The organism is Aestuariivivens sediminis (assembly GCF_022662105.1).
GTDB classification, from domain to species: Bacteria; Bacteroidota; Bacteroidia; order Flavobacteriales; family Flavobacteriaceae; genus Aestuariivivens; species Aestuariivivens sediminis.
Genome location: NZ_JAKMCP010000001.1, coordinates 348809 through 374419, shown reverse-complemented (window position 1 = coordinate 374419; position 25611 = coordinate 348809). Strand labels below are relative to the sequence as shown.

The following is a 25611-nucleotide window of genomic DNA, read 5'->3' as shown; positions in this document are numbered from 1 at the left end:
AGAATTATATATTCTCAATAAAATGAATATAAAGAATATTAGTATACTTGGATTAATCCTTGCGATTTTTTTTGGACTTGGTCTGAGTTTTAAGCCTGAAAAAAAAGACTCTCAACAACCCGAACTCGAATCAAAACAATTGGCCCAGTCGCCTCCTATGGGATGGAATAGTTTTGACAGCTATGGTGTTTACCTTCATGAAGAGGCAGCATTGGCAAATCTCGAGGTCTTTGCGAAGAAACTAAAGCCTCATGGCTATAAATATTTTGTCATTGACGCCGGATGGTTTGGTGAATTTAAGCTTAAAGATGGAACAATGTATCCTGCTGAAAAGCATGCTACCGAAGTCAATATTAATGAATATGGCTTACTTCAACCTTCGAAAACCTACTTTCCTAATGGGCTTCAGCCCATCATAGATCGTTGCCATGAATTAGGCTTAAAATTTGGAATCCACTTAATGAGAGGTATTCCAAGAGCCGCATATAAAAAAAACACACCGATAAAAGGCACAGATTACCATGCAAGAGACATTGCCGACACCACCAGTATTTGTGAATGGAATCATCAAAATTATGGTGTGGACATGTCAAAACCAGGCGCTCAAGAATTTTACAATTCTCTAATCAATCAAATGGCAGATTGGGGTGTAGACTTTTTAAAATATGACGACTTAGTGCCTTTTCCTAAAGAGGTGGAGGGCGTAGCCAATGCTATTGAGCAGTGCGGAAGACCAATGGTTTATAGCTTAAGTCCGGGTAATAAGGTTGATGTCAGTGCTATAAATTCTTTCAAACGTGCACATATGTTACGTGTTACACCAGATATTTGGGATGACCAAGTGGGTTTAGACCAGTGTTTTGATGCATGGCGAAAATGGCAAGGAGAAGAAGAACCCGGCTTTTGGATTGACTTAGATATGATACCGTTTGGAAAATTACAACTTATGTCCCCAAAGCCAGAAGGTGTAAATGGGCATGAGTCAAAAAAAGACATAGCAAAAAAAATAGAATCCGGGGAATTGAGTAATGTGGAACTTTTGGCTGGTAAAGGTTGGACAAGGCAAAGTGCTTTTACAAAGGATCAAATGTATACCTTTATAACGCTTAGAGCTTTATCTGCATCACCATTGATGATGGGAGGGGATTTACCTACACTGGACGATTTTTCGCTAGAACTAATTACTCATGAAGATGTTCTGGACTGTAATCAAAATGGCATTATGGGTAGTTTGATATATGATGAAGATAATGTTGAAATATGGAAAACTCCCAAAAAAGATAGAAAAGATGGCTGGATTGGAATTTTTAATCGATCAAAATCTTTAAAATCCCTATCGTTTTCAAAAAGTGACTTTAATTTCGTTGATGACGAGGAATATATTATTCATGATATTTGGGCCAACAAAGAAGTAGATAATTTTTACTTTACGATAAACCCCAACGGTGTGGTGTTCTTAAAATATGCTTCTCCCATAAAGATGTAGATAGGTTATTTTATATATTTTGAAATTACTGGATTTCATTATCTGGAATGTCCGATGATATTCATTTTTCAGGCTTATCAAAGCTGAATAATCCTAATGGTATTTTTGAATTTTCCAGTGTTATTAATTATTTATTTTATCACCCCATGCAGTATCGAATTGTCTTTGTGTTTTTTGTTTTCTTATTATTCAATTGTAATGAAGCGAACAAAAAAGAAGTAGTAAGTCCAAATATTCTATTTTGTATTATGGATGATGCCTCCCCTCATATGAGTGCCTATGGTTATGATTGGATCCATACACCTGCCTTCGATAAAATAGCTTCAAAAGGCATTCTTTTTACCAATGCATACACGCCAAATGCAAAGTGTGCCCCATCACGGGCTGCGGTACTAACTGGTCGCAATTCATGGCAGTTGGAAGAAGCCGCCAATCATGTGAACAATTTTCCAAAGAAATTTATGACATTCCCAGAGGTTCTGCGTGAAAAGGGTTATAAAACCGCTAAAACGGGTAAAGGCTGGGGACCTGGAGATCCCGGTGAAATTGACGGCAAACCTAGAGAGTTAATAGGCGAATCTTACAATAGCAATAAAATTAAACCATGGGCCAACAAAATGAGCTCGGAAGATTACGCTACTAATTTTGATGATTTTTTGAACGATGTTAATAAAGGTGAACCATGGTTTTTCTGGTACGGAGCCAGGGAACCCCACCGGGAATATGAATATGGATCCGGTCATAGCGTGGCCAGCAAAAAAATTACCGCTATTGATTCTGTTCCTGCTTTTTGGCCGGATAACGATATCATAAGAAATGATATGTTGGATTATGCCTTAGAGATTGAATATGCGGATTTCCACTTAGGAAAAATGATCAATAATCTTGAACAACGGGGATTGTTAGAGAATACAATTGTAGTTTTCACTTCAGATCATGGCATGCCATTTCCTCGCTGTAAAGCACAAGAATATTATTACTCCAATAATGTTCCATTAGCAATTATGTGGCCTGGTGGCATAAAAAATCCAGGACGAACGGTTAAAGATATGGTTAGTTTTATCGACTTTGCTCCTACCTTTCTCCAGCTAGCTGGAATAGATTTTAACAAGTCTGGCATGCATAGCTCTCCTGGCAGGAGTTTATCGGATATTTTCTGGTCGGAAGAAGAGGAACAGGTAAACCCAGAAAGGGATATTGTTCTGATAGGGAAAGAGCGGCACGATTACAGCCGTCCTGAAAATCAAGGGTTTCCAATCCGGGGCATAGTGTCAAATGATTATTTGTACCTATATAATTATGACATATCCTTATGGCCCGCAGGAAATCCTGAAATAGGCTATCTGGATATTGACGGCTCACCTACCAAGACTGAAATTTTAAGACAGTTCAGGAGTGGGGAAGAAGACAAATATTGGCAATGGTCTATGGGGAAACGAACAATGAATGAGGAACTTTATCAATTAAGCAAGGATAAGGAATGCATGCTCAATTTGGCCAACAATTCCGAATATGAAGATATCAAGAACAACATGAAAGATAGAATGGAGACCATGCTTAAAGAGCAAAATGATCCCCGTATGTTTGGTAATGGTGCTATTTTTAATACCTATAAATTTTCGAATGACCAGGGCTGGAATTATTATGAACGTTTTATGGCTAGTGAGTTTACCATTGAAGATACCAATTGGGTTAATCCTGGTGATTTAGACAAAATGGATTTGTCAGACTATGAATAGAGCCATGAGTATAATCCTCCATTTATTATAAATACCCAGACATTAATATTGAATAAACCAGCCATTCATGAAGCCATCTAAACAATTGGTTTTCGTTTTTTTGTTTATTAGTCATTCAATTTTGGCTCAAGTAATAGAACCTTCAACTGAACCCAATCAAACACAGAAATTGCTAATCGACCGAGGGTATGGCATGTTCATCCATTTTGGGGTTAACACCTTTGCAGATGTCGAATGGTCAGATGGAACCCTTCCCGCTTCAATTTATAATCCTACCAAATTGGATTGCGATCAATGGGTACGCGTTGCGCACGATGCAGGCTTTCGATATATTCTTCTTGTTACAAAGCATCACGATGGTTTTTGTTTATGGGATAGTGAATACACTACCTATGATGTGGTATCGGCTCCTGTAAAAACCGATATTGTTGCAGAAGTGGCTAAAGCGTGCAAAAAATATGGTCTTAAACTAGGTCTTTATTATTCGCTTTGGGATCGTAATCACCCCACTTATAAGGATAAGAATTCGAAAAAATATGTTGATTATATGATTAATCAACTTACCGAATTATTTACCAATTATGGAGCCATTTGTGAGTTGTGGTTTGATGGTGGCTGGGATCGAAAAGTGTCGGATTGGAGCTTAGATCGTGTTTACCGTCATATAAAAAAATTACAACCTCGGTGTGCCGTCGGTGTCAATCATACCATTGAGTTACAACCAGGCTCGAGAAAATTCGCTTTACCCGATTCTATGACTGTCAATAACCATTACACGTTTCAGTATTTTCCAAGTGATTTCCGTCTATGGGATCCCAAAATATCACATAAGCTAGATAAAAAGCAATATTTACACGAAGGCCGATCTTATTATCTTCCATTTGAAAATACCATATGTTTAAGTAAAAGATGGAACTGGTTTCAAAAAAGGGATTATAGGCCCGTCCGCGATTTGGATGAATTAGAAGAACTGTTTTATTGGTGTACCGATATTGACAATACGTTGTTGGTAAATGTGCCACCAGATGAAAGAGGGTTAATCCGAGAACATGAGGCCAATGCCATAATTTCTTTAGGAAAGCACCTGAAATTAGAAAAAGGTAAAGAATTACCCAAAAATGGAGAATTCATTTCTTTGAATAACAAAATTAAGGTGTCCTCAGTAAAAGATAATGATGAAAAAAGTTATGGGGGTCAATTAGCCGTAGACGGCGGAATGCAAACACGATGGATTGCAGAAGACACTTTAGCTACTTTGGAAATCGGATTGAACCCAAAAAAGGAGTTTAATAAAATCTCGATATTCGAATACCAGGATACTCGTAAAGATGAAGGCGATAGCTTTTCAAACTACAGAACTAATAGAATTCAATCTTATAAGATAGATATTTTAGAAGATGATGTTTGGCAAACCATTTATATGGGCGACGAACCTATGGGCGACTGCAAAGTGATTAAATTCCCGTATTCTTACCAAACCTATAAACTCAGATTTAGTGTGCTTGAAGCCGTTGCACCGCCCTCAATAACCGAGTTTAACGTCATTTATATGAATTGAAAATTCCATACTAATCGGATTTCCTAAACAGTGTCAAATTATTAAATAAAATTAAAACGGAAAGATCTGGCATTGTTTTATCTGTGATTTCAATTTATTGTTTGTTTTAATTTATCAAGAGTTTAGCCTTGGCTTTTCCTTTGGAATTCGTAACCTCTAACACGTACATCCCTTTGGAAAGCTCAGAAACATCTATTTTTTCTTCTAGGGTACTTAAATTTGTATTAAATATGAGCTTCCCTGTCAAAGAATATAAAGTGAGATTGCCTATTGATGTTTCACTTTTAATAATTACCTTTTCTTTAACCGGATTGGGAAATATACTTACTCCGAAATCAATTCGTTTTCCCGTCGATAAATTTGGGTCATTAAAAATTACGGTATTGGGATCAACATATTCCGTATAAAAATTACCGTCCTCAAAACTGGTTAAAATCTTACCGTTGAAATAACAATCCTTAAACCAAATATTTTCCCACACCTGACTAGGAACACCTATCATAGTGTTTTGGGGTTTACTATCGCCTTGCGGAACAAAACTTGTAGTCACACCATCATGTTCTTGATGTACATTTTCTATTAAAATATTATTAAGATTGATATTCACCCCTCCGGGATCGTCAATCATAGTAGCATAAAATGGCGGAAAAGCTGGAAGTGGGTCTTCTACCAAAATATTGGTAACCGTTACATTCGAAATAGTTATCCCATTTGATCTTTCACGAAAACTGACTATTCTCCCACCACTCCACCAATGCCAATGAGCACGGTGGTATATCACCTTAACATCCCTAAACGTTGAGGTGCTCCCATCGAGTATGTTCTGCAGAAATAGAACCGCCCCGTTGGCATCGTTCCAAACCACGTTGTCATGTTGGTTTACATTATTGGCTCCGTAATAAAAGGCATCATCCTGTGTCCTAAAAAAACAATCGGAGACCTCAGAGTTTCTGAAAGCGTTTATCCCATCACTATTAACTCTCCATGCTAATATTTTCAGGTTTTTATAAATATTGGGATTGGCTAAGTTATTACTGGAATGGTTCATATTAAAGGTGTGGAAGGCAGGGTCTGCAACCACAAAGCCTTCCAAATGAGCACCCTCAGCCTGACGTGTAAAGGGCTTGGTTGCAATATTGGTGTCATCGCTGGGGGCTCTTACGATATTTTCTCCACTTAGGGTGCCCGAGCCATAGACCTTAAAGAATTTAGAAGCCGAATTTCCCCATGCGTTTAATGGATGAATGGTTCCGTGTACAACAGCATCTCCCGGTATGTACAATACTTCATTGCTCAAAATTTGAAAAGGCATGCCTATATCGTGCACTCCTGGTGCAAAAACAATAGTCTGCCAGCTGGCACGGTCTAGGCTATTAATATCTTCGTTCGGTTGTAAAACCCTGACGGAAGGATCATTTACATCTGGTACCGGTAATAGGGGATTTGCGAACAAGGTTATAGTATGTACCTTAGGCCCACTGTAACCAAATCCGGTATAATTCTCTTCCATCTGCCCGTTTATATCGACGTTGACATTGGCAGGTTCAGTAAATGTTACATAGGCCTTGCCGTCAACGACAACAGCAGGGGAGGCATCGCCTACCGGCCTTACCATGGCCTTGGTTATTGAAGAGCCGTCCTTTTTCGAAATTTCTACTACGACCTTATCCCCATTAAAATCGGATTCAAAGGCGATCCAGGATGCTGTGAAGCCCCTTATAACACCATAATATGCTCCTTCTGGATCTTCTGCTGCTTCCTTCCCCCTGGTCTGCAGAACAAAGGCATCGCGCCAGGCGGTGTTGTCCTCGCTTTCAAACTTCACCCTGCATAGATAATGATCGGAGGCCGACCGACCGGGAATATTGTTGAAAACAACAAGTTCTTGGGCACTTAGCTCTGTAAAATAAAGTAGAAAAAAAATTATGTTCAGTAAAATTGTAGTTATATTCATAATTTATGTTTTTGGGGTTGCGATTGATTTATCATTTTATATTTTTAGGACCTTCTGGTTCATTTAAAGGTGGTAAATAACCCTTAAGTCTTTTATTTATGTCAACATATTTAGGATCCGAAATGAGATTATTATATTCCATCGGATCGCTTAGATGATCATAAAGTTCCTCAACTCCAGTAGGCTCTACATTTATATAGCTAAAGCGTCCATCGTATATTCTATGGGCTTTATATCTATCTGTGGTAAGGGTTGGCTCGTTCCATAATAGATCAGGTACTTGAAGAAGATTAGCGAAACTCCGTCCATCATTTGAAGGGTTTGGAGGTAACCCGCATAAATCGATTAAAGTGGGATACATATCAATAAGGTTGACTACTCCTTCACATGTTTTATTCTTTTGAGTCAGACCAGGCACCTTTACCATAAGAGGAACTCGAGTCGCTTCAATCCAAAGTTGTGTTTTGCCATACTTTTGTTTTTCGCCTAAGTGCCAACCATGGTCTCCCCAAAGCATTACAATGGTGTTATTTGCATGCTTGCTGGCGTTTAACCCATCCATCAATACACCTATGCAATCATCTACAAATGCAATGGTCGCTAAATAGGCCTGAACAGCTTCTTTATGGCGATTGTATTTTTCTGCTCTTTGCCATGAATCAGCAGGTGTATATGCCTGTTTACCATATTTATTCAATATATCGGAAAGATCATCTTCCTTGGTTTCGGGTAAAATAATATCATCAAGTGGATACATGTCAAAATATTTCTGTGGCACATACCATTGCAAATGAGGTTTACTGAACCCAATAGCCATAAAAAATGGGTTTCCATTAAAATCTCTGGTCAAAAGTTGTTCTGCAGCCCATTTTGCGGTTTTATAATCTTGCATTTTCTTTTCATCATTACCTACTGTAGGACCCCAATCAAAAGCCCATGAATGATAACTATCCATATTTTCATTTGGCAGATTTGGTAAACCATTAACTGGACGATTCTTACATATTGGACCTACACCACCCAAATGGCGATGCCATTCATCAAAGGCCCATTGACCTTCATCTTGTTCTTTTGAATTTGGTATGGGATGTTTATGAAATATTTTACCCATAGACAGTGTATGGTATCCATATTTACTAAAGTATTCTGGTAAGGTGATTAAACGCTTAGACTTTGGCGCGTTTTTCAGATTGATATCATTCCTATAAACTCCTGTATTGCTTGGGTATTTACCAGTCAATATTGCTGAACGTGAAGGACCACAAACTGTAGCGGGCGACTGCGCTTTAGACATAACCATAGCACCTTGCGCATTAAGTCTGTCTAGATTGGGCGTTTTTACTTGCGGATGACCCCCAAAGCATCCCACCCAATCATTCAGGTCATCAATGGCGATAAACAGTACATTGGGCTTATCAGGAACTTGACTTTGAACAATTAAGCTTGCAGAATAAAAGTAAAGAAAAAGAAGTAATTTGATAAGCCTCATGATTATTTTTCAAGGGTATAAGTGAATTTTACAGTTTCAGGGTCCACAAATTCTGTGAAGAAATTTCCATCTTCAAAACGTGTTAAGGGCTTACCGTTGAAAGCGCAATTTTTAAATACAATATTTTTAATTTTTCTACCTTCATCTAGTCCCGTTAAGGTGTTTCTAGGTTTTCCTTTCTTCGGATCTAAACTTGTCGATACACCATCGTGTTTCTGATGTATATTTTCAAAAACTAAGTTTTCCATTACTATATCTTCCTTTGAATTACCTCTGGACTCCATTCTTCCATAAAAAGGAGGAAAAGCCGGTAATGGATCTTCCACAAGGATATTTTTTACATGAATATTTGCAAGGGTATTACCTGGGCGCAACGAGCGGAAACTAATAGTTCTGCCACCGTGCCACCAATGCCATTGTGAACGCTGATAGATTACTTTAATGTCATTAAAATTACAAGTACTTCCATCTTTAATGTTTTGTAAAAATAAAACAGCTCCGTTAGCATCTGTCCATACCACATTATCGTGTTGATTCACATTGCTTGCTCCCAGGTAAAAGGCATCATCTTGCACCCTGAAAAAACAATCTGAAACTTCGGAATCTCGAAAAGCGTTTATCCCATCACTATTCTTTCTCCATGCCAATATTTTAATATTTTTATAGATGTTGGGATGTATTCCATTGCCGCTTGAATGATTCATATTGAGGGCATGAAATGCCGGATCTGCTATTACAAAGCCTTCTAGGTGAGCACCTTCTGCCTGATACGTAAAGGGTTTAACCAATTTGTTATCATCATCATCCGGATGCCTTACAATATGCTCACTACTCAAAGTGCCTGAGCCGTAGACCTTAAAGTTTTTAGAAGCATCATTTCCCCATTTGTTTAATGGATGTATGGTTCCTTTTACAACAGCATTACCAGGAATGTAAATGGTTTCATCATTAAGAATTTGAAAACCCAATCCTATGTTATGAACACCCGGAGCAAAAACAATGGTTTGCCAGGTATTACGGTCTAGAGTATTAATATTTTCGCCTGGTTGCAGAACTTTAACGGACGAATCATTTATGTTGGGTTTGGGAAATACTGGATTTGCAAATATAGTTATCGTATGAACTTTGGGTCCTTTATAACCAAAACCTGTGTAATTATCTTCCATTTGCCCGTTTATATCCACATTCACGTTAGCAGGCTCTGAAAAAGTCACATAAGCTTTGCCATTAATAATTTTTGCAGGTGAGGCATCGCCAACAGGTCTTACCATTGCTTTTGTTATAGGAGAACCATCTTTTTTGGAGATTTCGACCACAACCTGGTCTCCTTTAAAATCAGATTCGAAGGCAATCCAAGAGGCCGTGAATCCTCTTAGTATATCATAATAGGCATTCTCTGGATCTTCAGATGCTTCTTTTGCTCGAGTCTGAAGGACATGCGCTTCTCGCCATTCACTATCACTTTGACTTTCAAACTTAATTCTGCACTGATAATGGTCTGATGTTTCGCGACCAGGAATGTCTTCAAAAACGATTAGCTCTTGAGCAGGCAGACTATCAAAAGAGACTAACAATAAGCCCAAAAAATAAGAGTAAAGTAATTTTTTCATGTTAATAAGTTCGTTATTGTTGTTGGCTTATAAATCGTTAAATGATTTGCCATGGGTAACAGCTTTCCAGTTGTCGGTTCTAAAAGGTACAGCAGGCAGGCCTTCTTTATTATAGAAATTAAATTCTGAAGGATTATTTGCCCAGGCAAAACGCACGGCAACCGGATTATTGACCTTGTCTGACCAAACCATTACATTGTCTCCCTCTATTTTTGCCGATGCCTTATAAAATCTTTGGTCCTCTCCAGCTATTTCGAATTCTTTTAGTTGATCGTTTGTGCCTTTTACTTCTAAACCAGAGCCAACATAATCAAAGCTTATAATCGCTTTATCGTCTTTTATTCTCATGGATTTATATTGAGGACCTGAGTGTACAATATTTTTATTGTATCCTATTTTTTGAGCCGCCAAGGCTAATCGTCTACCAACATCTTGCTTATTCTTTGGGTGGATATTGTAGGCTTCCCCCAAATCTATAGCCACAGCCATTCCTGTATTTTTTAAGTCCAGGGCTTTAGTTTGCGATTCACGTAACTCTGCCCAGTTAGAATTCCTTGGAGCATCATTGGGAGCCCCAAAATTGGCGAGCTGAACAAATAAAAAGGGAAATTCACCTTGTTTCCACTCATGTCGCCAATTGTTAATCATGTTTGGAAAGGTTATTCTGTATTCCATTGCCCTTCCTGTATTGTTTTCACCTTGATACCAAATAACGCCTTTCATACCATAGGGCATTAAAGGATGAATCATGGCATTAAAAAGTAAGCTTGGCGATTCATTCGGGGAAATTTCAAAATTGTCGTAAACCTGATCCACTTTAAATTTCCATTTACCGCTTAATGGAACTTTCTCTTTACCAAGCTTTATGAATAAATCATTAGGCGAAGAAGTAAACCCCCCTTTATTTCTCCTGTCTTGAACTCTTACAGTAATATTATTTGGTCCTGATTTGATCACCTCATTCGGGATTGTATAAACACGCTCAGTTTCAAACCCCCAATTTGTTTCACCAACTTTAACACCATTAACCCAAACGATGTCTGAATCATCAATAATGCCTAAGTGAAGTTCTATTTTATCTATGTCGTCTTTGATATTCAAATCAATATCACGGCTAAACCAAACAAGACCATCTAAATTGTCATAACCTTGTTCTTCCCAAATACCGGGGAGTGGTATACTCAACCAATTACTACGGTCAGTTTCAGGTAACATCCATTTCTCTTCCATTCCCATTTCATTTTCTGGGAAAGTTCCAAGTGTTTTGCGTAATTTATTTCTTTTCTTGTCCTTTTCTTTTTCTATATTAAAAGTGTCGATTTTCGCAGCGAAATTTTCATAATTAGGTAGCTTGATCATTGATTCTCGCGAAGTCCAGGTTTCTACACAAGTTGCTCCAAAGGATGTGTTAATAAGTCCGATGGGAAGGTTTTGTTCCAGATGAATAGTTCTACCAAAGAAATAACCAACTGCAGAGAATTCTTTGATATTTTGGGGATTGCATATTTCCCAGGATGCATTTGAGATTTCGGACATTGGTACCGTACTGATTTCGCGGGGTACACTGTATAATCTGATGTTTGGGTAATCGGCATTCTTTATTTCCTTGTTGGCATCTTTTGAGTTCTTCATGGCCCAAGCCATATTGGACTGTCCACTGCATATCCAGACATCACCTATTAAAATATTGTCAAGCACAAGTTTATTATGGCCCTGAAGGATCATTTCAAAAGGACCTCCTACGGACATGGGCTTGAGTGTTAATTGCCATTTACCATTTTTGTCCGCTTTGGTTTTCAGATTTTGTCCATTAAAACTAAGCGTTAATGCTTCTTCAGGATCTGCAGTACCCCATATTTTTAAATCCATATTACGTTGCAGAACCATATTACTAGAAAAAATATCTGCAACACTCACATCAGCCTTTAAGGATTGTGAAGACCAAATAAAAAGGATTAGTGATAATAGAAACTTCATGAATTTCATGGATTAAACCTAGGTTTTTTTAATAATTATTGGCCACTTTTGCTCTGAAGGGAAAGTCTTCATTTTCCTCGTGTTCTCTTTCCATAATTGCAACCAACTCTTTTACGATTTCCGGATGTTCTGAGGCAATATTGTTTTCTTCTCCAACATCAACACTTAAATCATATAATTCCACAGTTGTTTCAGCTTCGTTAAAACAATTTAATTTCACAGCTTTCCATTTACCTTTTCTAACCGCTTTTTTGCCTCCCTGTTCATGAAACTCCCAGTATAAGAAATCATGTTCCTTTTGCTCTTTACCTAACAACTCCGGTAAAAATGAAAGACCGTCAATATTTTCTGAAGCCTGAGCGCCAGTTGCTTCAGCCAATGTTGGCATGATGTCCCAAAAAGCTGAAATGTGGTCTGTCTCAGATCCACTCTTTATTTTGGTTGGCCATCGCACAATCATAGGAACTCTTACTCCACCTTCATAGAGATCTCTCTTATATCCTTTTAAATCACCATTACTATCGAAGAAATCCGGGTCGGCACCACCTTCCTTATGTGGCCCATTATCGGAAGAGAACATAATTATAGTGTTTTCGTCCAATCCTAATTCTTTTAGTTTAGCTATGATCTCACCTACTTGTTGATCAAGTAACGACACCATTGCAGCGAAGGTTGCGTGGGGTTCTGGTTGTGAGGTATAATATTTAACTTCAAAGTTCTCATCGCCATAATTAGCACCTGATTCGGTATTTATAAAGGGGTTTTCTTCAAATTCACCTCTAAATTTTTCTATCTCAGATTCAGGAACAATTAGTTCAGCATGAGGTGCTACATTGGGATAAAACAGGAAAAATGGTTTGTCTTTGTTTGACTCTATAAAGTTCAATGCTTTTTCATGGATTAAATAACCAGAATACGTGTTTGTGTTTTTAAAACCCTCATTTCCTTCTAATACAATTTTTTCATTATTATGCCATAAATGTTCCGGATAATAACGGTGTGCCTGCCGTTGGCAATTATAGCCGTAAAACTCATCAAAGCCTTGCTTGTTAGGGTCACCTTCCGTGCCGACAAATCCAAGTCCCCACTTGCCAAAAGCACCAGTATTATAGCCCGCATCTTTTAGCATTTCGGCAATGGTGTACGTTTCGGCATCCAAAGGGTGCTGTCCTTCAGGAATAAATTCTTTGTTACCTCGAATGGATGTATGTCCGGTATGTTTACCGGATAATAACACACTTCGTGAAGGAGCGCATACGGTACTACCAGCGTAATGCTGTGTGAACAACATACCTTCTTTTGCTAGCTTATCTATATTCGGAGTATAGAATTTTGTTTGTCCATATGCACCAACATCTGCGTAACCAAGATCGTCTGCCAATATGTAAATAATGTTTGGCTGTATTTGTTTTTCTTCTTCAGGGTGCTTCTCGCTTTTATTATTATTTTCATTCTTGCAGCTAAAAAGTGATGCTGTAAAAAACATTACATACAATACATATTTGATTTTCTTCATTTTGTCATTTATTTATTGAATTTAATTAATGATAGTCACATTATTTTGTAAACGCTCATCCAATCTGTACGGCCAACCTTTTCCTCTAGGTAATATATTAACCGAAATTTTGTAGTCGGATCCTGTTTTTGTGTCTTTCGGAATTGTCATACTAAATTCTTCGGTTCCAGAACCCATATCAACTCCTTTTGAAGTTGTAGATACAAGAGTCCATGGATCTTTGTTTAATTGAATAAAAACCCTTAAATCCCTTTTTTGGCTCACCGCATATGAAACACTTACCTTGATTTCTTGACCAGCTTTAAACGCTTTTGGTGCTGTAAGTTTATAAATTTTATCTGTATTATTTTCTACTTCTTTTTTGGACAAAGGCAAGGATTTGAGATTCTTCTTTAATCTTGGAAGTATGTAGTTTACAGTTTCCATGGCTAGTAATCTGTAACCCATTGGGTTGGGATGACGATCGTCGTACCAACCTTCTAAATTGCCGAAAACAGGATCTAACTCAGTTGTTAGAATTCGTACCATATCCGTTTCTTTCCAATTAACATATGAAGAATAGGGCAAGGCCACTTCTTTATAATCCTCTGGAATATCGGAAAGAGGATAAAACCTAACATTCATAGAATTTTCACCGTGTGTTTCTAATGCTTTCTTGTATGCGGGATAAACATCGAATAATTCTAATTTTTCTTCTTCAGCTAATTGTTTAACCATGTTATTTATGATTATTGAGTCGTCTTCATTTTTAAAGAAAGGAATAATGGTAGTTAGAATAATTTTTGCAGAAGGGAAATCAGACCTTAATTTAGCAATTAGATTTTTATAGTCTTTAGGGAAATTTTCTTCAACAGGTTTTCTTTTAAAAGAATCATTAATGCCATATCTCACAAAAATATAGTCCATCTCACCTAATGGTTTGATATCATTATCGTATCGACCACTTTCAACAACCGAAAAGGCTGTTTCTCCTCCTCTTGCAGAATTAATTACTTTAACTGAAGGCGTTTCCGTGTTTTTATTAATAATATCTTCAATAGTAGTTTCAAAAATACCCTTGCCTCCAATAGTTGTACTGTCACCAATTAAAAGTATTCTCACGTTTTCATTTGTTTCAAAATGATAAATCAATGAAGTTGAAGAAAGAAATAATAGGCTTAAACTTAAAATTTTTAATAATTTCATTGTTGTAGTTGTTTTGTGTTCATGTGCGTATTAAAAGTTCTGTTCTTATTTTTATTTATAAATTTTATCGTAAATTTTAAAAAACTCTATTCCAATCCTTTTCATACTTTCGGTTGTATAGTGCCACTTTGGAGGTGGGTACTGTTCATAGTAATACTCTGAATTTTCATCCTCGGATTGAGGAATTAAAAACACCTCGTCGTCATTATTCGCTGTATCAATCATGCCCTCGACAACTTTCCCTTGCCCAACTTGAAACAGGGCAAATGGCATATTGGGCACTTCCAGATCTTCTCTTACTGAATTTATAAGATTTTTTAGATTTTGACCATAGGTGATTGAGGGTTCTTCTCCATAATTATTAATATTACTATCAGCTTCTCCTTGAACCCAAAGCATGCCTTTTATTTCATAATCATTTTCATCGAAAGAATTAAGGATACTTTGAGTGTATTCAATAAAACCTGAATAGAGTTTTGGTTTGTCAGCTTCATCCATTTGGTTGGCTTTTCCTAAAGTCCAATCAGGATTCCAGCAACCATATAAGGACGTACCTCCAATAGATCTTTTAATGAAAATGAATTCATCATCAGGATATTTCTCGGCCATTTCAATTCCAAAAAACAGTTCGGGACCAAATATTTGTGTGAAACCAAATTTATTTTCGATGAATTTACTAGCTGAGCTTAATTGAAGAGGGGAGACGGGTTTGTGATTATAATAAAAATCAATTCTATTTGCCACTTTTTCCAATCGGGCTAAATCATTTTCGCTTAAAACATCACCACTTGCTCTTCCGTCCATATTGGACTGCCCGGCAAAAAGAAATACCTTTTTCGTGTGTTTGGAATCTTCAGGATTTTGGGCTGCACTGCATGCAACCATTATTGAAAAAAGAAATACTGTTAATATGAAATTTTTCATTCGTTTATAATTTTATAATCCTTAGAAAGCTAATGGTGGGTTCGAAATCACCTTCTCCAAGAATTTCGAGATCAAAAGGACGTGTTTTATTTTCAAAATTTGCAGTAATGAAAAAAGTAACCGTTTTTATGTTACCGGTGTTCTTATTCTTTATCGTTTTTTTCTCCGGTCCTTTTTCACCTTGGAATACCAAAGACCAATTCCCATTGTCTACATCTAAATAGGATATTTTTACAGCAAACTTAATGTTCGTTGAAAGGAAGTCGTCATCAATATCAAAACCAATTTTATTACCTTTCCTGGCAACATAATCATAGTACCTATCGGGTTGAACCATCCACATTTTAATGGGGTGATGTATTTTTGCAACGGGTTTGGTTGCATAACCTGGGGAATCCCGTTGATAGACCCAACGCTCAAAATTTTTGACTGGACGTGGCTCATTGCCTTTTAAATAACTTTCTCGCAAAAAGCACCAGGCATCTGGAGTATCTTCGACCGTTTTTCCGAGACTCAAACTTACCCAAGTGAACATATCAGGTAGTATGGAGAATTCATTATTTAACAAATAGTTGCAACGCATTTGAAGAAGCCTTAAGTTGGCGGTAAAGTAGCGGTAGGGGTAAGGCTCTGTATTTATTCCGAAACGGAAGTCCCTTTCCGCTGTTGCCCATTTTTCTTCATACTCTTCATTTTCTTCTCCATGAAATAAATTTTTCTTTATAATTTCATTGGCCTCATCTACGATTAAGTAACCATTGGCATCCAGTTCTTGACCAAAATGTTCATCTGGGATATGGTAGAGATACATTTCTACAAATCCGCGCCGTATTCCAAAGCCTTTGCTCAGTCCATAATTGGATAGGCCACCCATAAATACTTTGTGTTCTACACCAGAGCAGGCATTCGCCCATGCATCTATACGCTCTCTTACATGCGGGATGGTATCATTGGCATTAGCATATTTTTCAGGATAGGGGCCAATACCTTCATCGCCATTAGAAGGAGAGGCATAACCTAAGAAAAGGCCTTTTACTTCTTCCATTTTTGAAAGGCCACTTTCACCCAAAGCTTTTACAAAATTCAAGTAGCGTTTGTGAAATTCTGGATGACTGACTTCATAATTTCTTTTGACAGGGTTTTCTTTTTCTTCTTTTCGAATGGGAATATTGTATTTTTTAATCCAATCGGGAGCAAAGTCTATTGCCGAAAAATGGATTCGGACGATTGATTCATAACCCTTTTGGTAAGCGTTTTTTATGTTATCGATAAGAGGCTTAAAATTTATTTCCCCTTCCTCAGGCTCTAATTCTCGCCATTTTACCCAATGAGAAATAACAGGATTACAGGAAAAATGAATTTCTTGCAACTCCTCAATTTTGTTTTTGCTTAAGCCAAAATTTCTTGCGATACAAAGTTTTGATTTTTCTGAAGGGTTTACCGATTTTGGCAAGGTCCAGTCCCAACCTTCAACCGTATGGTCTTTAGCAATCCATTTTGGGTTATAAATTTCTGAAACGGCTGTTTTTTTATACTCCGGCCAATAGGGATAATTATATTCTATGGTATTAAAATGCTTTTCCTGAGCATAACCAATTATGATAAAAGCCATTAAAGCAATTACGCAAGTAGCTTTTAACGTTCGGGGCCGGCATCTATTCATTATTCGTCTATTTTATATTTAAGAAAAAGGGAGTGTTATAAATAATACTCCCTTAATTATTTTTTTATTGACCTTTCGTGGAAGAAGAATTATTAATCTACTATCAATTTGCTGGTTGAGGTACCTTTTGTATTGGTAACGCTTAATAAATACATTCCTTTAGAATAGGATGATACGTCAAGATTGTATGAAGTAGCCCCAACTTTTTTATTCAATAACAATTTTCCTGTAACTGAATATAAGGAGACGTTTTCTATTGGCGTATTGCTCTTAATATAGGAGATTGTACTTACTGGGTTTGGATACATAATAACACCTATTTTTTCAAATGATTTTGTAGATAATTGGGCAGATGATACTAATGATAATTCATCTATGTAATAGGTGTTTACTAATTTGGACATTTGAGTCCTTAAATCCACAAACTTTGCATTTTTGCCTCCACCAGAATGGGGTACTATTGTAAAACTATTCCAGGCTGTTTGATATGATGTGGACATATCACCAACAGTATATCCATCGACTCCAGCCTCTGAAGATATCTTGCCCCCAGCGGCATAATTAGTCACAGTATTGGCGGTAACTTCAGTGCCGTCTTCATCAAAAGTCCTGAGTGTCATCCAAATGGGGTAAGATTCTGGAACCGTGGCCGATTTTATTTGAAATGAAAATATAAAATCCGCATTACCATAACCGCTGATATCGGTTTGGTTCACAACAAATTGGGTGTGCCAGCTTTGAGTAGAACCACTATTTTGAGTCACAATTTTAAGTGCTTGGGAGCTTCCAACACCTTCACCTGGAGCCAGGCCGCTGGAGGTCTCATCAAAAGCCCCGTCTACCGCTTCATTAACATACATACCGTCAATTGTATATTGCACGTTGTTTGTCGTTGTCATAGGAGTATTGGATTCAACATCAGCATTCGTTAAGGGAACGTTATATTGTCCGTGTGAGAAAGAAAAAGCCATGATGGCCATGATTAGAGTAAAAATGTTTTTCATAATGGTTTTAGTTTAATTGGATTAATGAATTTTTAATTGCACTATAAAGCTATTAATAAGAGCTAATTAAAATTGGTTCTATTTAGTTCAAAATAGGGGAGATTATTGTTCAGGTTAATTATTGGTAATAAACGTTGGTTCTATTTAGTTCAAAAAGGGAGATTATTGTTCAGGATAGAGAAATTATTGAACTGAATTTTAAAATATCCTGAACAATATTGTTACACTATTCTTTAATTAGTTAAAATCGTTAAACCAATAGATTTTGGTAAAAACGTCATGTTGAATTTGTAAACCTAAATACTTAACCAGTTTACCTGCTTCGTTGTGAGGAATTGTCGCAATAATGGATTGTGGCGTCTACCCTTAAACCAATGTATTCCAGGAAACTGTTCCTCCATTGTCTGCGGTATTGAGAATGTTGTTAGCCATATTTTTGCTGTCAATTAATGAGGTAACAACAAATCAAAAGGGTCTTATGGAGGATGTTCTAATGCTTGGACATGAAAGGCACATGTGTGAGTTCCTGGGCCATTACTAGCGATCCGAATAAAACCGTAATTACCAAAGAGATTTTTTCATAAAGTCTTTTTTTATATTAGGTTTTATAGGACTAAGCGTACATTTTGAATCAAAAATACACCGTCTATTTTTATATCAAAATACGGGAAGATATTGTTCAACTATACCCTTAAAAACGTTTGATAGATGTTCATTTAAAAAAAGAACAATAGGCATACCTCATTTAATTAAACCCAATTGTAACCGATTAATCATTAAATAGGCTATTGGCCCGCTAATATTTTCAATTTGGCAGGTTTATACAAAGTGTAAATTTTTAAAATAAACTATAGCGAGAGTTCTTTTTTATATGTTTATTTTATAACGGTAACATCGGTTTGCACTTTTTGGTCTAACCTTTCAGGCCATGCTTTACCCTTAGGAACTAGGACGCTTGATATTTTGTAGTTAGAACCCGGTGAAGCTGCATTATCTGTTGTTAATTCAGCTTCAACAGTGCCTTTTCCACCAGAAACCTTCACTTTGGTTGCACCTACATTGGTCCAGGGATCTTCATTTAATTGAAGAAAAACAAGTATTTCCCTGGCCTCACTCGCCACGTAAGATACGTTCACCGTTATTTTTTTTCCAGTTTTAACCTCAGTTGGTCCTGACAGTTGCGTTATTTCATCTTGTGCATGAGTTACATGAAATGCGAATAGCGTAAAAATGATAACAAAAATTTTTTTCATAATGTCTTATTGTTTTAAGTTCGATTTAATGATTTTTCCATGGTAAATGTAAAAATCAATTATATGAACCAGTACCTTATTTTATGTCAAAATAGGGGAGAATATTGTTCAGGGAGAAAAGGCCTGGAGTTTTAGGGTACTAACATTTACAACACTGTTTTTAACAAAATTTGAAAAGGAGTTTGCACCTGTAAGAATTAAGTTTACAATTATTTAAGTTGCTTGAAGGGAAAAGGGAACTGAACATTGAAAAGGCCTCAGATAGCAAAATTCTGTTGTTTAATGTAAAAGAGCAGAAAAACTCTCACTGGGTGGCAGCGGTTGAAATATATATGGAAATTTATTTAAAACGTGAACTTAAGATACCTGCGGTGAGGCAAGGTTAATAGAAGAGACATTAAATTATAACTATTAGCGAGTTTGAGTCTTGTTAAGACCCCACACATCGATAATATTTGTTATAAACAATTAATGAAGCGGTTATTGAATTTGCCAAAAAGTTATTGTTCTATTAACAAAAACTCTGTCACTGCATCCCAATCAGGAAAATCCTGACTTCCAAAGTGAATCCATTTACCATTGAAATCCTCTGCACCGTTGTTTGGTCTGTCATCAATTAAATAATCTCCAGCGTTTAAGTTCTTGTTATGGGATATTATCAATCTTTTATAGAATAAGCTATCTTTCTCCTTACCAAAGTATTTATGCACCCATTTGAGCTTATGTATCCAAGCACTTGGGTTTAACCATGGAGCCGTAGAAAGTATATATAAGTCGTATTTGTGCGAAAGCTTATAAACTGATTCTATAGCGCCAGGCAAGGGTTCCATCAGTGAAAATATATTGGGAACTTCATCCAATCTCCCATCATATTCAATAATCGTATCGTTGTCTAGTTTATCTATCCCTGTTTTAAAATCAACAAGAACATTGTCCATATCAATGTAGATGATTTTTTTCATTTGATAATGTGGTTTTTAGATGACACCTCAGTATTGCTCTCAGGCTTTATGAATTCCGAATCGATTCATACAGCCCTAAGCGTAGTCGAAGGGTAGTCGAATCCGCCGACTACAGCATAGCGACTGATGAACTCAGCTACAATCAACATGTTGTGAATAAATTGCGGTTATACATTGTTAGCAACTGGTTTTTCTTTATTTAAAGTGCATTTTCATTCCCTCGTGAGTTGCCTTAAATCCTAAATCTTCAAAGAATTTAATCGCTTTCGGTCGCTTTTTGTCAGTCGTTAATTGTAACAAATGCGTATGTCTTTCTTTGGCTCTATTTATAGCCCATTCAAACATAGTTTTTCCAATTCCGAGTCCTCTTTTATCTTTTCTAATTCTTACCGCTTCAATCTGCGCTCTAATTCCGCCACGATAAGTCAGATATTGAATGAATGTTAACTGTAAAGTTCCAATAATTTCAGATTTTTCGTTTTCTACAACAATTAATTCTTGATTTTCGTCAGAGTTAATTGTTTTAAACGCATTCAAATATTCATTTGGTAAAGGGTTCTGGAAGTTTTCTCTTTTTTTTCCAAGCTTATCATCCGCAATCATTTCCACAATTATTGAAATATCCATTTCTGTCGCTTTCCTAAAGTTCATTTTCAGTTCATTTTTTTTGATTGTTGCCAGCGTTTTGTGTAAGGATAGTTGCGCGTGCGAGCAACTAACTTACTAAAAATGGAACGAACCAGAGGAAAATCCGAAAGGTTTTCCGAGTAGGCTAGAACCAAGCAATTCGTTTTATACCTTGTTAGGTAGCGTTTTCTTATTCATGCCATTGCTTTTACTACAAGGTTGGTGTCGGTATATTGAGTGAATTTGGTTATTTGACCTTCTTTTAATCCATACCTGTGAATGAAATCAGCCTTGAATGATTTTCCTGTTTTATTGTACTTTCCTTCATAATGACCAATTGCGAATATAGACTCTCCTGCATCAAGAAATTCGTCAACATTAGCAGTCCAATTAGTCCAATTCTCATTAAATTTTTTGAATACGTTTTTTTGAATATCATCAAATCCAATATGACACCCTCCATTTGGAAAGCCTTTCATTTGTATCCATTCAATTTCAGGAGCAAATTTTTCCTTAATGCTTTCAATGTTTCCATTCGAGAAATCTCGATATAGTTCTTCTATAATTTCAATATTCGATTTCATTCCTTGTTTTATAAATGCTACCTAACGGTTCAGTATAAGCGGACGTTTTAATGCCGTTTATACATTGTTAGGGCTGGCCTTTAATTTTTTATGTTCCTGAGTGCTTTACTAAATGAATCAACAGATCTGTTAACATTTTCCTCTGTAGTTGCCCAGGAACAAACACTAATCCTGATAACCTTACGTCCTTTCCAGATGGAACCACCAACCCAGCATTCCCTCATTTCTTGTATTTCTTTAAGAACTTTTTCTGTTAATGTATCATTATCACATTGCACGAGAACTTGATTATAAACCACCTGATTCAGGACATGAAAACCTTTTTCGGAATTCAATAATTCGGCAAATTGTAAAGCCCGTTTGTGTAAATTATGTATCAGTTCTTCTATACCAGTTCGGCCTAGATATCTCAAAATAGCCCAAAGTTCAATAACTCTGCTTCTTCTTGACATTTCTGGTACGTAATACATGCCATTTCTTTCATTCTCATTCGGCAGATAAGCTGCATTAATATGTAGAGAGGAAATAAGTGCCTCCTCATCGGTACAAAATATAATACCGGAGTCGTAAGGCGAGTTTAATGTCTTATGTGCATCAACTGCCCACGAATTTGCATATTCATAACCAACGGTAAGATGTTTAAAATGCTGCGTAGCACCCGCCCATAGTCCAAATGCACCATCAACATGAATCCATGCCCCTTGTTCTTTAGCTTTTTTACAAATTGATGCAAAGTCATCAAAAGATCCGGTATTTACGTTTCCTGCTTGTAGAGATAAAATTGTGGTATTATCAAGTTTTGGAATTTTATCTGCCAAAATCCTTCCTTGGTCGTCAACTTCCACTAATTCAATATTGTCAATTCCAAAACCGGCAAGAGATATTGCCTGAAGCATGGAGGAATGTACCTGTCTGCCAGCTACAACCCTAATCTTTGGGGCATTAAAAAGGCCTTTTGTAGTCACGTCCCAGTTCAAATTCTTTAATATCCGATATCGTGCTGCAGCTAAGGCACAATAATTGGCTGTCGAGGTGCCGCTTACAAATCCAGCTATCGTTTCACTCGGCAATGAAAGGAGTTGGACAAGCCACTTTTGAACAACAGTTTCTAATTTTGAGGAGATGGGAGAGCTCTGGTATACTGTTGCATTTTGATCCCAAAATGTTGCAAGATTTTTTGCTGCTAGCCCCACTGGAATAATTCCACCATGAACAAAGCCAAAATATCTACCACCAATTTGAGCTGTTGTCCCGGGAGCTCCATATCTATTTAAAAGATTTAAAGTTTCAAGAGGATCTCCGGAATTTTCTGGAAAATCTTCCTCAAATATAGAAAGATCATTGAGAGCACTCTTGGAAGGATATACATTTCTGTCAAAAATGCTCCGGAGGTAATCCATGCCAAAAGATTCCGCTCTGCGAAAGAGTTCGGCATCTTTCAGTTCCAGGAACATTTTACGCTGTAATGAATTGTCTTCCTTCATTTATATATAATAGGGTTGGCCCTAACTATCTAATAAACGTATTTTATTGCGTTTATTTCCTATTTCCAAATGTATCGAATTTTCCTATCTTTTCGAAAGGACTTCCATATTATCGATAAGACTGATCTTGTATCTGCTTTTAAAGAGGTTAAATCATTGAATTACAAAAAATTTTCAATTCGATCTAATTGTTCAGCAATACGCTCAAAAGGATTTTCCATAAGATTATTGTAGTTTATAATTTTCTCATCTTATTAGCACCCTTAAAAACAAAAAACCCTGCAAAACAAATGTTTACAGGGTTTAATGTGGTACCTCCAGGAATCGAACCAGGGACACAAGGATTTTCAGTCCTTTGCTCTACCAACTGAGCTAAGGTACCTCGCCTAAGCGCTCCTGTCTGACAAATACTTGTCTGCCATTCAGGCGGGTGCAAATATATTCATTTTTACCATTTGCCAAAAGAAAAAAATAAAAAAAGAATAATTTAATAATTATAGATTATTTAAGATTTAAATACCCGTCATTTTGTAGATTTACACTTTGCTAAGGGCATGAATTTAATTATAGATATAGGGAATTCATTGGTTAAACTGGCGGTTTTCAACCATGATGAATTGGTGTTTAAGACGCTTGTTGAACGTTCCGGTTTTGTGGATACATTAGAGACCGTTAAACGCGACTATCCGGGTATTCAAAACGCCATAGTGTCTTCGGTGGCCACATTGGACGACGACCAGGTGGCAAGATTGGAGGCTGACTTTAAAATTTTAAAACTCGACCACCATACCAGCTTGCCATTTAAAAATGCCTATAAAACCCCAAAAACCTTAGGGATGGATAGATTAGGGTTGGTCAGTGCCTCCGTCTTTCATTACCCCAATACCAATGTTCTTATTATTGATGCCGGAACCTGTATCACTTATGATTGTATCACAGCGCAAAATAGCTATGTGGGAGGGGCGATTTCACCCGGAATCAGAATGCGCTATAAAGCCCTCAGCACGTTCACGGCCAACTTGCCCTTACTGGATACGGAGATGCCCGATGCCCTTACGGGAGATACCACAAAGGCCGCCATACACGCCGGGGTTATTTACGGTGTTTTAAACGAAATCGATGGGGTTATTGAGACCTATCGACAAAAATATGCCAATTTAACAGTAATTTTAACAGGTGGAGATGCTAAATTCTTGTCTAAACAATTAAAAAGTAGCATATTTGCCAACTCTAATTTTCTTTTAGAGGGACTAAATTATATTTTACAATTTAATTCATTTTAATGATCAAAAAACTTGTAGTAGTTTTTATAGCGGTATTCGCCATTCAAAGTTATGCTCAGGAAGGGACGTCATCGCCTTATTCCTTTTATGGTATAGGAAGCTTGAAATTTAAAGGGACGGTGGAGAACAGGAGCATGGGCGGTTTGAGTGTATATATTGATAGTGTCCATGTTAATTTAAGAAACCCCGCCTCTTATGCCGGTAACAATCTTGAGCTTTGGGGCTATGAAAGCAGACCTGTAAAGTTTACGGTTGGGGGGAGTTATTCCAGTACCAATTTGAAGAGTGCGACCGATACGGGTAAGGCGTCGTCCACAACCTTCGATTATCTGGCGCTGTCCGTTCCCGTAGGTAAATTTGGTTTTGGATTTGGGCTTTTGCCCTATACCGCCGTAGGATATCGGCTGGAGTCCCTGAACGCTAATGGTGCTATTGAAAATCGCTTTCGCGGTGAAGGTGGATTAAATAAGGCCTTTTTAGGAGTGGGCTACCAAATTAGCAAGGCTTTGAGCATAGGGATTGATGCCCATTACAATTTCGGTAACCTGCAGAATAGTGTGATTGAATTTCAATATGACGACCAGGACGTCCCCTTACAATATCAAACCAGAGAGAACAACCGCTCCGATTTAAGCGGATTGAATTTTAATATCGGGCTGTACTATCAAACCAAACTTAACGAAAGCCTGGAGTTTGTTTCCAGTGCCACCTTTACACCCAAGAGTAACTTAACCTCATCCAATGAACGGTTGTTTTCCACTATATTTGTAAATGCGAATGAAGATGAAATTGTGGTTAACCAAATTCAAACCGATTTAGAGGCTCTGGGATTACTGGAAACGGAACTTACCTTGCCTTCTAAATTCTCATTTGGCGCAGGTATAGGGAAACCGAGAAAATGGTTTGTGGGTGCTGAGTATACCGGACAACAAACCAGTGCATTTTCAAACCCACTGTATTCGAGCAGTGCCACGGCTTATGAAGATGCGTCTTCAATAGCCCTTGGGGGATTTTTTATACCGCAATACAACGCCTTTAATGGCTACCTGAAACGCGCAGTGTACAGAGCTGGTGTGCGTTTTGAAAAAACGGGATTATTGCTCAACGAAGAATCCATACAAGAGTTTGGCATATCTTTTGGAGTAGGATTACCGGTTGGAGAAATAAGTAGCTTTTCCAATGCCAATATTGGGCTTGAAATAGGGCAACGAGGCACCACAAACAATAATCTTATACAGGAGAATTTCATAAATCTCCAATTAAGTTTATCTTTGAACGATAGATGGTTTATGAAACGAAAATATAACTAACAG

Annotated in this window: 19 protein-coding genes and 1 tRNA gene; 5 read left to right on the top strand and 15 right to left on the bottom strand. The window is 37.2% G+C overall.

Annotation, left to right across the window (positions count from 1 at the left end):
- Positions 1 to 22 precede the first annotated feature (22 nt).
- From MR054_RS01665 to MR054_RS01655, 3 genes are all read left to right on the top strand, one after another.
- Positions 23 to 1486, top strand: a complete 1464-nt coding sequence (locus MR054_RS01665; RefSeq protein WP_242155534.1) for a glycoside hydrolase family 27 protein — start codon at positions 23 to 25, stop codon at positions 1484 to 1486.
- 47 nt (positions 1487 to 1533) lie between these two features.
- Positions 1534 to 3225, top strand: coding sequence for a sulfatase family protein (locus MR054_RS01660; RefSeq protein WP_242155533.1), 1692 nt, complete (start codon positions 1534 to 1536; stop codon positions 3223 to 3225).
- Between the two features lie 67 nt (positions 3226 to 3292).
- Positions 3293 to 4783 (top strand): alpha-L-fucosidase, encoded by a 1491-nt coding sequence (locus MR054_RS01655; protein ID WP_242155532.1) that lies wholly within the window; start codon positions 3293 to 3295, stop codon positions 4781 to 4783.
- A gap of 106 nt (positions 4784 to 4889) precedes the next feature.
- On the opposite strand, the gene MR054_RS01650 is transcribed toward MR054_RS01655, so the two are convergent.
- The 15 genes from MR054_RS01650 to MR054_RS01580 all read right to left on the bottom strand — a co-directional run bounded on the left by MR054_RS01650 (position 4890) and on the right by MR054_RS01580 (position 23397).
- Positions 4890 to 6737 carry a T9SS type A sorting domain-containing protein gene (locus MR054_RS01650; protein ID WP_242155530.1) on the bottom strand — a complete coding sequence of 616 codons (1848 nt, stop codon included), beginning with the start codon at positions 6735 to 6737 and terminating at the stop codon, positions 4890 to 4892.
- A 31-nt stretch (positions 6738 to 6768) separates the two neighbouring features.
- Entirely contained in the window at positions 6769 to 8226 is a 1458-nt protein-coding gene (locus tag MR054_RS01645) for a sulfatase (RefSeq protein WP_242155528.1), read from the bottom strand.
- A 2-nt stretch (positions 8227 to 8228) separates the two neighbouring features.
- The gene (locus MR054_RS01640) at positions 8229 to 9836 is read right to left on the bottom strand and encodes a glycoside hydrolase family protein (RefSeq protein ID WP_242155526.1); all 1608 of its coding nucleotides are present in this window, start codon (positions 9834 to 9836) and stop codon (positions 8229 to 8231) included.
- Between the two features lie 27 nt (positions 9837 to 9863).
- Positions 9864 to 11813, bottom strand: coding sequence for a sialate O-acetylesterase (locus MR054_RS01635; RefSeq protein WP_242155524.1), 1950 nt, complete (start codon positions 11811 to 11813; stop codon positions 9864 to 9866).
- Between the two features lie 28 nt (positions 11814 to 11841).
- Positions 11842 to 13329 (bottom strand): arylsulfatase, encoded by a 1488-nt coding sequence (locus MR054_RS01630; protein WP_242155522.1) that lies wholly within the window; start codon positions 13327 to 13329, stop codon positions 11842 to 11844.
- 21 nt (positions 13330 to 13350) lie between these two features.
- Positions 13351 to 14514 carry an SGNH/GDSL hydrolase family protein gene (locus tag MR054_RS01625; protein ID WP_242155520.1) on the bottom strand — a complete coding sequence of 388 codons (1164 nt, stop codon included), beginning with the start codon at positions 14512 to 14514 and terminating at the stop codon, positions 13351 to 13353.
- 51 nt (positions 14515 to 14565) lie between these two features.
- On the bottom strand, positions 14566 to 15438 hold the full coding sequence (locus tag MR054_RS01620; protein WP_242155518.1) for a sialate O-acetylesterase: 873 nt from the start codon (positions 15436 to 15438) through the stop codon (positions 14566 to 14568).
- Positions 15439 to 15442: 4 nt separating this feature from the next.
- On the bottom strand, positions 15443 to 17050 hold the full coding sequence (locus MR054_RS01615) for a hypothetical protein (protein ID WP_242155516.1): 1608 nt from the start codon (positions 17048 to 17050) through the stop codon (positions 15443 to 15445).
- A 143-nt stretch (positions 17051 to 17193) separates the two neighbouring features.
- A complete protein-coding gene (locus MR054_RS01610; protein ID WP_242155514.1) occupies positions 17194 to 18105 on the bottom strand; it encodes a T9SS type A sorting domain-containing protein in 912 nt (303 codons plus the stop codon).
- Positions 18106 to 18980: 875 nt separating this feature from the next.
- Complete coding sequence (locus MR054_RS01605; protein WP_242155513.1) at positions 18981 to 19358, bottom strand: hypothetical protein; 378 nt, start codon at positions 19356 to 19358, stop codon at positions 18981 to 18983.
- 500 nt (positions 19359 to 19858) lie between these two features.
- A complete protein-coding gene (locus tag MR054_RS01600; RefSeq protein WP_242155511.1) occupies positions 19859 to 20320 on the bottom strand; it encodes a 5' nucleotidase, NT5C type in 462 nt (153 codons plus the stop codon).
- Between the two features lie 195 nt (positions 20321 to 20515).
- Positions 20516 to 20971 carry a GNAT family N-acetyltransferase gene (locus MR054_RS01595; RefSeq protein ID WP_242155509.1) on the bottom strand — a complete coding sequence of 152 codons (456 nt, stop codon included), beginning with the start codon at positions 20969 to 20971 and terminating at the stop codon, positions 20516 to 20518.
- A gap of 170 nt (positions 20972 to 21141) precedes the next feature.
- On the bottom strand, positions 21142 to 21531 hold the full coding sequence (locus MR054_RS01590; RefSeq protein WP_242155507.1) for a nuclear transport factor 2 family protein: 390 nt from the start codon (positions 21529 to 21531) through the stop codon (positions 21142 to 21144).
- A gap of 80 nt (positions 21532 to 21611) precedes the next feature.
- On the bottom strand, positions 21612 to 23015 hold the full coding sequence (locus tag MR054_RS01585; protein WP_242155505.1) for a pyridoxal phosphate-dependent decarboxylase family protein: 1404 nt from the start codon (positions 23013 to 23015) through the stop codon (positions 21612 to 21614).
- Positions 23016 to 23324: 309 nt separating this feature from the next.
- Positions 23325 to 23397, bottom strand: a tRNA-Phe gene (locus MR054_RS01580).
- A 172-nt stretch (positions 23398 to 23569) separates the two neighbouring features.
- Here MR054_RS01580 and MR054_RS01575 point away from each other — a divergent pair.
- Together MR054_RS01575 and bamG are read left to right on the top strand one after the other, a co-directional pair.
- Entirely contained in the window at positions 23570 to 24298 is a 729-nt protein-coding gene (locus MR054_RS01575; protein ID WP_242155503.1) for a type III pantothenate kinase, read from the top strand.
- Positions 24298 to 25608, top strand: coding sequence for a BamG family beta-barrel-assembly machinery protein (gene bamG / locus MR054_RS01570; protein WP_242085569.1), 1311 nt, complete (start codon positions 24298 to 24300; stop codon positions 25606 to 25608). Before MR054_RS01575 ends, bamG begins: the two co-directional genes overlap by 1 nt.
- Positions 25609 to 25611: the final 3 nt, after the last annotated feature.